The organism is Epilithonimonas sp. KH_059 (assembly GCF_057838485.1).
The window spans coordinates 347,510-359,914 of sequence record NZ_CM174468.1 but is presented as its reverse complement, the minus strand read 5'-3'; the positions used below and the strand labels follow the sequence as shown (position 1 = coordinate 359,914).

Below are 12,405 nucleotides of genomic sequence, written 5' to 3'. Positions count from 1 at the left end.
ATATTCTTTAAAGAAAGCGGCTCGAAAATTTAAAAGCTAGAGACTCTATTTTTCTTTAGAGCCTTTTTCTTTCTTCTCTTTTTTGTCTTTCTTTTTTGAACTCTTTGAATCGCTTTTTTTGCTCTTGCTCTTTTTTTCCTTTTTCTTGTTGACCTTCTCTAGACCAGAGACAAAAGCTGCGATTTGCGCCTCGTATTTTTTGCGTGGCGTTTTTTTAACCGGTGCTTTTTTAGTCTCTTTCGTTTCCTCTAACTTGGGCTCTGTACTAGGAGTAGAAGTAGAAGAAGGAGTAGCAGCAGAAGCGGCTTTCTCTGTAGGTTTTTGAAGTGAAGAATCTGTCGTTTGTTCTAAAGAAGGGAAACTCTGACCCATAAAGGAGCTGAGCGCCTCTAGAGAGCCTTCAAAGAATTCCTTAGCGAGATTCTTTACTTTCTCCTTTACGTAGGTTTCCTTGTCCACGCGAGCGATATAGCGAAAGATTCTACCTTCCTTCTCGGTTCTTAAGTAATCCTTTTCAATTAAAATCTTAAGATAGGTCGAGACGGTGTTTTGATGAGACTTGGGCTCGGGAAGAGCCTGCATAATATCACGGAGATAAGGCCTCTCAAGAGGCCAAATTACTTGCATGAGCTGCTCTTCCGCAGTGGTAAGTGGACTTAATTTCATAGGGGCAAAACGGAATTAGTTTGAATGTGAAAATAAAGGTAGCAAATACTAACCACAAGAGCAATGCCTGCGCCAAAGAGCACTTCTTTTACGCTATGTCGTTTTAAAACGACCCGGCTAACCCCAACGAGGGCCGCCAAGCCTAACCAGAATAGTCCCACTACAGGATTTATAGTAAAAAACAAAGCAGCGGCAAAAACATTTAAGGCCGTATGCATTGAGCTCTTGATCCAAAAATTACTTAGTTGCATGAATAGAATCAAAGCAAGAAGAAAAACCATAACCAAATCAAGAGATTCAAAAAGGAAATACGTGACCACTATATAAGTGAGTATCGCAAGGAAGAGAAAAACGTAAAGGCTTTTTCTTTGCTTTCGATTCGAGACGTCCATATTGGAGTAGCGACCCGTTTTTACGTTCCATACAATCCAAAGCGTCACAGGAAGAATCAAAAGACATAGAATCGGGGAGAACTGCTTAAGGGCCTCTTCCCAAGTTAAAAACTGCGTCGCGTAATAAATAAAATACAGCACTAAGGAGGTTAGAGGATTGAATAGATTGGAAATCCATTTCGAGGCAAGGATAAGCCAAGGCTCCGTTTTTTTAGGGGAAGAAGTCATTCTGATATTTGTAAAATCAAATTTAAACTATTTTCTTTAGAATGAAAATGTCTTTTTTAAGTTCTCTCCTTACAAAGACCAAGTATTTTTCTTATTTTTGCCTCATATTTTCTATTACAATGAACGAATTTTCTAAAGAAGTTTACCTTAAATGGTACTCCGATATGACGATGTGGAGACGGTTTGAAGACAAATGCCGCTCTTTATACTTAAAGCAAAAAATCAGAGGATTTTTACATTTGTACAACGGACAGGAAGCGATTCCTGCAGGTTTCACCCATGCCATGGACTTAACGAAGGACAGCATGATTACCGCCTACCGTTGTCACGTTCACCCTATGGCCATGGGCGTAGATCCAAAAAGAATCCTTGCGGAACTTTGTGGAAAAGCGACGGGGACTTCAGGAGGAATGGGTGGATCTATGCACATCTTTAGCAAAGAGCACCGTTTTTACGGAGGACACGGGATTGTAGGGGGCCAGATTCCTTTAGGAGCTGGTATTGCATTTGCAGACAAATACTTTGACCGTAAGGCCGTAAACATTTGTTTCTTTGGAGACGGAGCTTCTAGACAAGGATCTCTTCATGAAACGTTCAACATGGCGATGAACTGGAAACTTCCGGTGGTATTCGTGGTGGAAAACAACCAATATGCAATGGGAACTTCTGTGAAACGTACCGCGAATCATGAAGACATCTTTAAATTAGGACTAGGGTACGAAATGCCTTGTTTAGCGGTCGATGCAATGGACCCAGAAAAAGTAGCGGAAGCGGCCTACGAAGCGATTGAAAGAGCGAGAAGAGGAGACGGACCTACTTTTATTGAAGCAAGAACCTACCGTTATAGAGGACACTCTATGTCGGATGCAGAACCTTACAGAACGAAAGAAGAAGTGGCTATGGCCAAAGAGGACGATCCTATCGAACTTATCAAACAAAGAATTCTTTCAAATGGATGGGCTAGTGAAGAGGAACTGGAAGTGAAAGACAACGAAGCGCGCGCTTTTGTAGAAGAGTGCATCGAATTCATGGAAAACTCTCCGTATCCAGATCCAAGCAAAGTATACGAGTACGTATACGCGCAGGAGGATTACCCGTTCATTGATAAAATTGAAAATAACTAGAAATTAAGCGGATCTAAGAGTTTCAAAAGACCGCAAGCCTTTTCTTAAAAGGCCAGCGCTTTTAAAAACTCTTTAATCTTAAACAATACAAAGACTATGGCTGAAGTAATTACAATGCCGCGACTTTCGGATACAATGGCGGAGGGTACGGTTGCAAAATGGCACAAGAAGGTAGGAGATGCTGTAAAGGAAGGAGATATTTTAGCAGAAATTGAAACCGACAAAGCGGTGCAAGATTTTGAAGCAGAAATGGACGGAACCTTACTTTATGTAGGAGTTGCAGAGGGCGATGCGGCCCCTGTGGATGCTGTACTTGCCATTGTGGGAAAAGAGGGAGAAGACATTTCTTCTTTGAAAGGAGGCGCAGGCGAAGCTTCTTCTAGTGAGGCCCCAAAAGAGGAATCGAAAGAAGCGGAAACGACTCAAGATTCAAAAACTGAGGAGCCAAAAAGTGAAGAGACGAAAGCCTCTGCACCTGCAGAGCTTCCAAAGGGAGTAGAAATCATCACCATGCCGAGACTCTCTGATACGATGTCAGAAGGAACGGTGGCAAAATGGAATAAAAACGTAGGCGATGCGGTAAAAGAAGGAGATCTTCTTGCCGAAATTGAAACCGACAAAGCGGTTCAAGATTTTGAATCTGAATTTGACGGAGCCTTATTATACCAAGGAGTTGCCGAGGGAGAAGCTTCTCCTGTGGATAGCATCCTTGCCATCATTGGCCCAGCAGGAACGGACGTTTCAGGTGTAGTGGCTTCTGGAGGTGTGAAAAGTGAACCTGCAAAAGAAGAGAAGCCTCAGGCTTCAACAGAAGCAAAAGAAGAACCTGCGAAAGCAGAAACTTCAAGTAGCGAAACCACTGCGAATAGTTCTACCGATCGAATCGCTGTGTCTCCACTGGCTAAGAAAATGGCTAAGGACAAAGGCATTTCTCTATCCGAAGTAAAAGGAAGCGGAGAAAACGGTCGCATTGTGAAGAAAGACATCGAAGAATTTGTTCCTTCAACCTCAAAAGCAGAAAGTGCAGCGGCGCCACAAGCGGCAGCAGCAGTTCCTGCCATGCAGTTTACCCAAGGGGAAACCACCGAGACTAAAAATTCACCGGTTCGTACCATTATTGCGAAGCGACTTGCGGAAAGCAAATACACGGCTCCTCATTACTATCTAATCGTAGATATTAATATGGACAAAGCGATTGCAGCTCGTAAAGAAATCAACTCATTGCCGGATACGAAAGTTTCTTTCAACGATATGATTATTAAAGCCACTGCAATGGCTCTAAGAAAACATCCTCAAGTAAATTCAACTTGGGCGACGGATAAAATCGTACACCACGGAAATATTAACGTGGGAGTTGCCGTAGCCGTTCCAGACGGACTGGTAGTACCGGTTCTTAAGAACGCGGACCAAATGAACTACACGCAGATTTCATCTTCTGTGAAAGACATGGCAGGTCGCGCTAGAAACAAAGGACTTAAAGCAAACGAAATGGAAGGTTCGACCTTCTCCATCTCTAACTTAGGCATGTTTGGAATTGATACCTTTACTTCAATTATCAACCAACCGAATTCTGCGATTCTATCTGTAGGAGCGATTGTTGAGAAACCGATTGTAAAAGACGGACAAATCGTCGTGGGGAACATGATGAAACTATCCCTTGCTTGCGACCATAGAGTGGTCGATGGAGCGACGGGAGCTGAGTTCCTTCAAACCCTAAGACAGTATTTAGAACAACCGATGTCCATCTTACTCTAAGGTAAGATTCGACAAGGAGAAAATAGAAAACCCTTTTAGAGCACAGATTCTAAAAGGGTTTTTTCTTTAATTGAAAAATTAGTGATATTTTTGACCCATGATCAAAGCTAGAAACATTCACAAATCCTACGGGGATTTAGAGGTCCTAAAAGGAGTGGACCTGCACATCAAAAAAGCAGAAGTCGTTTCCATTGTAGGGGAGTCTGGCGCCGGAAAATCTACCTTGCTGCAAATTTTAGGGACTCTGGATGCTTCGACCAATCCCAAAGGCTTTGATACAGAAATCACGATTGACGGGCAGTCGTTCATTTCCATGAACGACCGAGAGCTCAGTCGATTTCGAAACGAGAACATTGGGTTCGTGTTTCAATACCATCAGTTACTTCCTGAATTTAGCGCATTAGAGAATGTTCTCTTGCCTACCCGTATCTGTGGGAAAAACGAAAAGGAAAGTCTTCAAAAAGCCTATCAGCTTTTCGAGGAGCTCAATATTATTGACCGAATTCACCACAAGCCGAACCAAATGTCCGGAGGGGAGGCGCAAAGAGCCGCCGTCGCAAGAGCCCTTATAAATTCTCCTAAGATCATCTATGCCGATGAGCCCACCGGAAATTTAGATTCTAAAAACGCAGACGATTTGCATCAACTCTTTTTCGATTTAAGAGACCGTTACAAGCAAACCTTTGTCATTGTCACGCACAATCCCAATTTAGCGGACATTACAGACCGTAAACTCGTCATGAAAGACGGGATGATTCTTTAGCCTCCGAAGTCTTTGGTAAAATCAGAGTTTTATTACGATATTATTCGTAATTTTGCACCGTTAAATTTTCGCTCCAAACAAAAGCCTGTTTTGCAGGTTTTTTGTCGCTTTGCCTAAGGCAAAGGAAGTTGAAAATGTAAGAGAACTTAAGTTATTCAAGATTTAAATAACAGATTAAACATGATTCCAAATTTTAAGGCGCATCCATGGCACGGAATTTCCGCAGGAGAGAACTCTCCGAATGTTGTGAATGTTTTCATTGAAATTGTGCCTAGTGACACAATTAAGTACGAGATTGACAAACAAAGCGGATTTTTAAAGGTAGACCGACCGCAACAATTTTCAAATATTATTCCAGCTCTATACGGTTTCATTCCTAGGACTTACTGTCACGACGAAGTGAAAAACCTAGCGATTGCCAATGGATCGATTGACGTAGCGGCAGGAGATTTAGATCCCCTAGATATCTGCGTTCTTTCTTCCCACAACATTTTGTCAGGAGGACTTTTAATGGAAGCGATTCCAATCGGAGGATTTAAAATGATTGACAAAGGAGAAGCAGACGATAAAATTGTAGCCGTTATGGTAGGCGACCACGCTTTTGGGCATTTCAGAGACATCTCTGAGCTTCCCCAAGCGGAAGTAAGAAGATTAAAGCATTATTTTCTTACCTACAAAAACCTTCCGGATGAACCTGCAAAATGTAGAATCGATGATGTCTACGGAGCAGAGCATGCAAAGGAAGTGATAGAAGCTTCTAAAAGAGATTACGCCAGTAAATTTGGAGGGTAATTCTAAGGCCTAGAAAGAGGCAATGAAATAAAGAATAAGAGCAGGATTCCATGGGAATTCTGCTTTTTTTGTAAGTATTTAGGATGGGAGTGATACAGCGGCTGAGATTTTTCCTATATTTAACTCTTATTAACAAAATATTTATCTATGGATTTATTCATTTTAGTTCCCTTATTAGGACTCGTTGCGCTGGTGTATACCTTCTTGCAGAGTCGATGGGTGAGTAAGCAAGACGCCGGTAATGAGAGGATGCGTCTAATCAGTGGCCACATTGCCGATGGGGCCATGGCCTTTTTAAAGGCAGAATACCGTGTTATGGGGTATTTTGTGATCATTGTTGCCGTTCTTTTGGCCCTTATGGGTCTTAGCGACGAAAAATCGCATTGGAGCATTGGACTTTCCTTTGTGGCAGGGGCTATTTTTAGTGCCGCTGCTGGATTCATCGGAATGAAAATCGCGACCAAAGCCAATGTTCGAACGGCCGAGGCTGCAAAAACGTCCCTTTCCAAAGCCCTTAAGGTTTCCTTCGCGGGAGGCTCAGTGATGGGAATGGGAGTGGCAGGACTTGCTGTTTTAGGACTAGGCGCCCTTTATTTAATTATCAAACAAATTTTTGCTCCTGGAGCTGCGACCGACTCAGTCGAGATGGAGCGCACCCTAGAGATCCTGATGGGATTCTCACTTGGAGCGGAATCCATTGCCCTGTTCGCAAGAGTAGGAGGTGGAATCTATACCAAGGCAGCCGACGTAGGTGCTGACCTTGTGGGGAAAGTAGAAGCAGGGATTCCAGAGGATGACCCTAGAAACCCAGCCACCATTGCGGATAACGTTGGAGACAACGTTGGAGACGTAGCCGGTATGGGTGCGGATTTATTCGGGTCTTACGTAGCTACTGTGCTCGCCACCATGGTTCTTGGTAGAGAAACTATTTCGAATGACAATTTTGGAGGATTTGCTCCGATCTTACTTCCAATGATGATCGCAGGCATCGGAATCGTGTTCTCCATCGTGGGAACGCTGTTTGTGAAAATCAATGACGACGGAGAAGAAACGACGAGCAAAGTTCAAAATGCACTTAATTTTGGAAACTGGGGAAGTATCGTTTTAACCGCCATAGTGACTTATTTCTTAACCCAATACCTTCTTCCGGACACAATGGAGCTTAGAGGCTTTGTCTTTACCAAAATGGGTGTCTTTGGAGCTGTAATGGTAGGGTTAATCGTAGGGACTCTAATGAGTATCATTACAGAGTACTACACCGCCATGGGCAAAAGACCTGTCAAAAGCATTGTGAAACAATCTTCGACAGGACACGCCACCAACATTATTGGAGGTCTCGCCATCGGAATGGAATCTACGCTACTTCCTATCTTAGTGTTAGCCGGAGGAATCTGGGGCTCTTACCTATGCGCAGGACTCTATGGAGTTGCCATTGCAGCCGCAGGGATGATGGCCACTACGGCCATGCAACTTGCAATTGATGCCTTTGGACCGATTGCAGACAACGCAGGAGGAATTGCAGAAATGAGTGAACTTCCAAAAGAAGTGAGACAAAGAACCGACATATTAGATGCGGTCGGAAACACCACGGCTGCAAGCGGAAAAGGATTTGCGATTGCATCGGCTGCTTTAACCGCGCTTGCCCTCTTTGCTGCCTTTGTCGGAATTGCAGGAATTGATGGAATTAACATCTACAAAGCAGACGTCCTTGCAGGACTCTTAATTGGAGCGATGATTCCGTTTATTTTCTCTTCTCTTGCCATTACTGCGGTAGGGCAAGCGGCCATGGCTATGGTAGAAGAAGTAAGAAGACAGTTCCGTGAAATTCCTGGAATTTTAGAAGGAACCGCAGAACCTGAATATGAAAAATGCGTTGCGATTTCTACGGACGCTTCTATTCGTAAAATGCTTTTACCTGGAGCGGTGGCGCTTATTTCGCCAATCTTGGTTGGGTTTATTTTTGGCCCTGAAGTATTAGGAGGATTCTTAGCAGGAGCCACAGTAAGTGGAGTTCTTATGGGAATGTTCCAAAACAACGCAGGGGGTGCTTGGGACAACGCTAAAAAATCCTTTGAATCTGGAGTAGACATCAACGGAGAAATGCATTACAAAGGATCCGAACCTCACAAAGCCTCTGTAACAGGAGATACTGTAGGGGATCCTTTCAAAGATACCTCGGGACCTTCTATGAACATCCTTATTAAACTTATGAGTATTGTTTCTTTAGTAATTGCTCCTACACTTTCTTCGGTTCACCAAGAGAAAATTGAAAAAGAAAGAATGGAAAGTTTAAATCGTCTCACGCTTGCGAGCGGAGCGGTTTTACCTTCAGATCTCGCATTTGGAGCCGCGGAAGCGGAGGCTCCTCAGAGTTTAGGAGAGCTAAACGCAGAAGGAGAATTTGTCTATGATCTCGGAGAGATGAAAGAAATTACACTTTCAAACGGAGAAAGAGTTCTTCTAGGAACGCATAGTCAAATGAACTACCTGTACCAGCGTCATGCTAAGAAAGACAAAACTCTATTAAACGAGAACGAATGGTTCACTGTAGAGAACTTGCATTTTGCTTCAGGAAGCAGTGATCTTTTACCAGGAGCGCAGGATAACCTTACGGCTTTAGCAAGCATCATGAAGGCAAATCCTTCTATGGTCGTTAAAATTGGAGGGTACACGGACAATACCGGGAACGAAACCAATAACAAAAACCTATCGGAACTTCGTGCGCAGAACGTAAAACTAAAGTTATTAGAACTTGGAATTCCGGCTGCAAACTTAGAAGCAGAAGGATACGGATCCTTGCATCCAATGTGTCCTGAAAACGATACAGACGAATGTAGAGCGTTAAACCGCCGTATTGATGTAAGAGTCTTGGAACTCTAACGAAAAGCATTCAAACGAATAAACAATTGGAAAGCCGTCCCTTAAACTTGGGACGGCTTTTCTATTGTAGGGGAATGCTCTATTAATTGATTGAATGACTCTATAGCAAAAGAAACGATTCCAAAAGTGAGTAAGTTGAATAGCAGTAAGCCTGCGATTCATTTAAGCCTTCATGAACGTCTTAATCGTTTTGTTTTTCGTTTTCTTCGTTTTGTCCTTCTCGATATTCTTCTTCTACATCTTCATCGTCTTCACCATCTTTATTTTTCTCATAATCCTCTAGGAGAAGAAGCGCCCTTTCTAAATCCTCGCTTCTAATTTTAAGCTCCGTACCGCCAATGGTATTGTTGAAGACGGGATAAACGGTGGAGATGAAATTATTGTTGATAAAGCAAGGGACCTGATGAAATTCAAGGAAAGAAGCCACAAGCCAGGCTTCGCTTTCTGTATTGTATGTTTTTAAGGTGAGTAGCTCCATATCTTTTTTTCTTAAAAATACTCTATTTCTAACAAATAGAAAAAAAAGGATCCTTCAAATAGAAAAGAAGGAACCTTCAGACAGCAAAAAAAGGAACTTTGGAATACCAAAGAGTCTTAAAAAAACTCAAAGATTCTTTAAGATTCTCCGACCAACAAAAGAGTGAATCGGGAAAAAGCTTATTGCTAAAGACAGAACGATTCATAAAAAACGTACTTCAGTTTCAATAAATTCAAGTAGAGCCTTCTACCCAAAAAGAGAGGAGACTCTAGGGAAGAATTCACCCTGTAGAAAGTTCGGAATAACTTTGACAAAGTTTGTTTTATTGATAGAAAATTCTCTATTTTTGAAGAATGGAAAATTTCATCGTATCCGCCCGTAAATACCGTCCACTAGAGTTTGATACTGTAGTCGGACAGTCGCACGTGACCGATACTTTGGAGCACGCCGTGGAGACCAATCAAATGCCTCAGGCACTGCTTTTCTGCGGACCTAGAGGAGTTGGTAAGACCACGTGCGCAAGAATCCTAGCGCGAAAAATCAATGAAAAGGACGGCTCGGTCTCCCAAGACGGATTTGCCTACAACATTCATGAATTGGACGCTGCTTCTAATAACTCAGTAGACGGTATTCGAGAACTCACAGATCAGGTACGCTACGCTCCCCAAGTAGGGAAGTACAAAGTGTATATTATTGATGAGGTGCATATGCTTTCGCAAGCAGCGTTCAATGCGTTTTTGAAAACGCTTGAAGAACCGCCTGCGCACGCCATTTTCATTTTAGCTACCACAGAAAAACATAAGATCATCCCTACGATCTTATCCCGATGCCAGATTTACGATTTCAAGAGAATCACGATTGAAGACATTCAATTGCATTTAAAAGGCATTGCAGCGAAAGAAAACGTTTCTTACGAAGAAGACGCACTTTATTTAATCGCTCAAAAAGCAGACGGCGCCTTAAGAGATGCCCTTTCTATTTTTGATAGACTAACGACGTTTTCTCAAGGAAACATTACCCTCGAGAAAGCCGCTGAAATTCTAAACATATTAGACTACGATCAATATTTGAAAATAGCCGAACTCGCCCATAGCGGAGACATCCCAGGGGTACTAGGACGCTTTGATCAGATTGTGAAAAAAGGATTTGATCCGCATATTTTCATTGCAGGTCTGGGAAGTCATTTCCGGGATCTTATGATGTCGCAGTCTGAGAGTACTTTAAATTTGATTGAACTAGGAGAGGCCACCAAGGCAAAATATGCGAAACAAAGCAAAGATTGGAGCGCTTCTGAGCTTATAGATGGTATTGAAATCTGCAACCATGCCGATCTCAATTATAAGAACTCCAAGAACCCACGACTCACCGTGGAAATAGCCCTCATGCAGCTTTGCTCTTTGCAAGGTGCCGAGGCTCTTAAAAAAAAAAATTCCTAATTCTTCCCCCGCTTCTCTTTAAAGAAGGGGAGACTCAGAATTCAGATTCACAAAAAGACAACACCGAGAAGAAGCAGTCTCTAGAGACGCCTAACGTACAGGTGCCTGAAAAGGCCTCTGCTGTGGAGCCTATCTCAACTCAGACTATAGAGAAGAAGCCTGAGGCGAGCACCGAAATTCCTGAAACAAGCGTTAAGACTTCTGAACCTGCAGTCAAAATGCCTGCAACCCCCAAACCTTTATTGCAAGGCAAGAAATTAGCTTCTCGATTTAGCATTGAAGAAGCGCTAGATCCTAAGCAGGAAGTAAAGCAGAGCGAAGCGCTCGTGATAGAAGAGGAGCTCCCAACCAATCATTTTTCTCAAAGTGACGTGGACACCCACTGGACTGCATTCTTACTTCAACTTAAGAAGAAAGACAATCTTATATACAATGCGATTGCAGGATTTCGTTTGGTGAAAACGGGGGAGGATACGATCATCGTGCACCATGCATCGCAAACGGCAAGAGCTGAATTTGAGCGCATTCAAGGCGACTTTTTTGGGCCTTTCAAAAAGCAAGTGCATCACCATAAAATAAAGGTGGAGTATCAACGAGATAAGAAACTAAAGAAAGAAATCGTGACTAAACGGACGCTTTTTGAAAAGATGGCCACGGAAAATCCAGTATTAAAAGAAATGGATGCCTATTTTAAATTCGATCTTTCTTAAATTTGAGGTTTCAAATCTCAAAAGAATCAAGCAAACATTCAAACTATTTACAAATAAAAAGGGGAGATCCCCCATGAGGAAAGGACGATTATGGAGTTACAAAATTTAAAAAACGAGTGGATCTCAGAGTTTAATTCACCACTTATTATTGCAGGGCCTTGTAGCGCGGAGAGCGAATCTCAAATGCTAGAAGCAGCCGAAAGAATCAAAAAAGCAACGAACCAAGTTCCTGTCTTTAGAGCCGGAATCTGGAAACCAAGAACCAAACCAAATGGATTTGAGGGAGTCGGTGTGATTGGACTGAACTGGCTTAAAAAAGTAAAAGAAGAGTTTGGATTTAAAACCGCTACGGAAGTAGCGAATGCGGGTCACGTTCGTGCCGCATTAGAAGCGGATGTAGACATCCTTTGGATTGGAGCAAGATCTACTGTTAATCCTTTTACGGTGCAGGAAATTGCAGAAGCTTTAAAGGATACAAAAAAGCCAGTACTCGTTAAAAATCCAGTTAACCCGGACCTCGCCCTTTGGATAGGAGCAATGGAAAGACTTTTAGGACAAGGCATTGAAAACTTAGGCGCTATTCACAGAGGCTTTTCTACTTACCAGAAAACAAAATACCGCAATGTGCCGAACTGGCAGATTGCTCTTGATTTCAAAAATCAATTCCCAAACATTCCATTGATCGTGGACCCTTCCCATATTTGTGGAAACCGTACTGGACTTTCTTCCATTGCCCAAGAAGCACTGAACGTAGGGTACGCAGGAGCAATGATTGAAACGCACCCGTCTCCAGACGAAGCCTGGAGTGATGCTGCGCAGCAAATCACGCCAGAAGTCTTAGCTGAGCTAATCTCCGGACTTGAATTAAGAAAAGCAGGGATTTCTGGGTATGAGGATGAATTAGGTTCTCACAGAACTCTTATATCAGATATAGATTTTCAATTGATTGAACTTCTTTCTCAGAGAATGAAAATTTCAGAGAAAATTGGTACGGTCAAAAAAGAAAACAATTTGGCTGTCTTCCAACCGGAACGTTGGAAAGTAATTACCGATTACGCAGGACAAAAAGCTCAGGAAACCGGAATGAGTAAAGAATTTATTGAAAAGCTATTTAAAGCCATTCACGAAGAATCCGTGGAAGTGCAAAATAGTGTGATGACCACAAAACCGTAAACGACCAC

At 42.6% G+C, this 12,405-nt stretch carries 11 protein-coding genes; 8 read left to right on the top strand and 3 right to left on the bottom strand.

The features are described 5' to 3' along the window. Positions 1-45 precede the first annotated feature (45 nt). Together AC3IRX_RS01645 and AC3IRX_RS01640 are read right to left on the bottom strand one after the other, a co-directional pair. Positions 46-666 (bottom strand): BlaI/MecI/CopY family transcriptional regulator, encoded by a 621-nt coding sequence (locus tag AC3IRX_RS01645; protein ID WP_489210768.1) that lies wholly within the window; start codon positions 664-666, stop codon positions 46-48. After that, complete coding sequence (locus tag AC3IRX_RS01640; protein WP_489210767.1) at positions 663-1,286, bottom strand: phosphatase PAP2 family protein; 624 nt, start codon at positions 1,284-1,286, stop codon at positions 663-665. Before AC3IRX_RS01640 ends, AC3IRX_RS01645 begins: the two co-directional genes overlap by 4 nt. A gap of 119 nt (positions 1,287-1,405) precedes the next feature. Here AC3IRX_RS01640 and pdhA point away from each other — a divergent pair, with 119 nt between their 5' ends. The 5 genes from pdhA (at position 1,406) to AC3IRX_RS01615 (ending at position 8,600) form a co-directional block, all read left to right on the top strand. Next, positions 1,406-2,410 carry a pyruvate dehydrogenase (acetyl-transferring) E1 component subunit alpha gene (gene pdhA / locus AC3IRX_RS01635; RefSeq protein ID WP_489210766.1) on the top strand — a complete coding sequence of 335 codons (1,005 nt, stop codon included), beginning with the start codon at positions 1,406-1,408 and terminating at the stop codon, positions 2,408-2,410. Positions 2,411-2,506: 96 nt separating this feature from the next. Further along, the gene (locus AC3IRX_RS01630) at positions 2,507-4,165 is read left to right on the top strand and encodes a dihydrolipoamide acetyltransferase family protein (protein WP_489210765.1); all 1,659 of its coding nucleotides are present in this window, start codon (positions 2,507-2,509) and stop codon (positions 4,163-4,165) included. 97 nt (positions 4,166-4,262) lie between these two features. Next, positions 4,263-4,928, top strand: coding sequence for an ABC transporter ATP-binding protein (locus AC3IRX_RS01625; protein ID WP_489210764.1), 666 nt, complete (start codon positions 4,263-4,265; stop codon positions 4,926-4,928). A gap of 180 nt (positions 4,929-5,108) precedes the next feature. Further along, on the top strand, positions 5,109-5,720 hold the full coding sequence (locus tag AC3IRX_RS01620; protein WP_489210763.1) for an inorganic pyrophosphatase: 612 nt from the start codon (positions 5,109-5,111) through the stop codon (positions 5,718-5,720). A 147-nt stretch (positions 5,721-5,867) separates the two neighbouring features. Further along, positions 5,868-8,600 (top strand): sodium-translocating pyrophosphatase, encoded by a 2,733-nt coding sequence (locus AC3IRX_RS01615; protein ID WP_489210762.1) that lies wholly within the window; start codon positions 5,868-5,870, stop codon positions 8,598-8,600. 181 nt (positions 8,601-8,781) lie between these two features. On the opposite strand, the gene AC3IRX_RS01610 is transcribed toward AC3IRX_RS01615, so the two are convergent. Then, a complete protein-coding gene (locus AC3IRX_RS01610) occupies positions 8,782-9,078 on the bottom strand; it encodes a hypothetical protein (protein WP_489210761.1) in 297 nt (98 codons plus the stop codon). A gap of 353 nt (positions 9,079-9,431) precedes the next feature. Here AC3IRX_RS01610 and dnaX point away from each other — a divergent pair, with 353 nt between their 5' ends. The 3 genes from dnaX to AC3IRX_RS01595 all read left to right on the top strand — a co-directional run bounded on the left by dnaX (position 9,432) and on the right by AC3IRX_RS01595 (position 12,397). After that, positions 9,432-10,514 carry a DNA polymerase III subunit gamma/tau gene (dnaX, locus tag AC3IRX_RS01605; protein WP_489210760.1) on the top strand — a complete coding sequence of 361 codons (1,083 nt, stop codon included), beginning with the start codon at positions 9,432-9,434 and terminating at the stop codon, positions 10,512-10,514. 122 nt (positions 10,515-10,636) lie between these two features. Beyond that, positions 10,637-11,224 (top strand): hypothetical protein, encoded by a 588-nt coding sequence (locus tag AC3IRX_RS01600; RefSeq protein ID WP_489210759.1) that lies wholly within the window; start codon positions 10,637-10,639, stop codon positions 11,222-11,224. Positions 11,225-11,314: 90 nt separating this feature from the next. Beyond that, positions 11,315-12,397: a chorismate mutase gene (locus AC3IRX_RS01595; RefSeq protein ID WP_489210758.1), complete on the top strand. Its 1,083-nt coding sequence runs from the start codon at positions 11,315-11,317 to the stop codon at positions 12,395-12,397. Positions 12,398-12,405: the final 8 nt, after the last annotated feature.

Bases quoted from the DNA above. Each gene is read 5' to 3' on its own strand.
- AC3IRX_RS01645 (WP_489210768.1), bottom strand. From the start codon at position 666: ATGAAATTAAGTCCACTTACCACTGCGGAAGAGCAGCTCATGCAAGTA.
- AC3IRX_RS01640 (WP_489210767.1), bottom strand. From the start codon at position 1,286: ATGACTTCTTCCCCTAAAAAAACGGAGCCTTGGCTTATCCTTGCCTCG.
- pdhA (WP_489210766.1), top strand. From the start codon at position 1,406: ATGAACGAATTTTCTAAAGAAGTTTACCTTAAATGGTACTCCGATATG.
- AC3IRX_RS01630 (WP_489210765.1), top strand. From the start codon at position 2,507: ATGGCTGAAGTAATTACAATGCCGCGACTTTCGGATACAATGGCGGAG.
- AC3IRX_RS01625 (WP_489210764.1), top strand. From the start codon at position 4,263: ATGATCAAAGCTAGAAACATTCACAAATCCTACGGGGATTTAGAGGTC.
- AC3IRX_RS01620 (WP_489210763.1), top strand. From the start codon at position 5,109: ATGATTCCAAATTTTAAGGCGCATCCATGGCACGGAATTTCCGCAGGA.
- AC3IRX_RS01615 (WP_489210762.1), top strand. From the start codon at position 5,868: ATGGATTTATTCATTTTAGTTCCCTTATTAGGACTCGTTGCGCTGGTG.
- AC3IRX_RS01610 (WP_489210761.1), bottom strand. From the start codon at position 9,078: ATGGAGCTACTCACCTTAAAAACATACAATACAGAAAGCGAAGCCTGG.
- dnaX (WP_489210760.1), top strand. From the start codon at position 9,432: ATGGAAAATTTCATCGTATCCGCCCGTAAATACCGTCCACTAGAGTTT.
- AC3IRX_RS01595 (WP_489210758.1), top strand. From the start codon at position 11,315: ATGGAGTTACAAAATTTAAAAAACGAGTGGATCTCAGAGTTTAATTCA.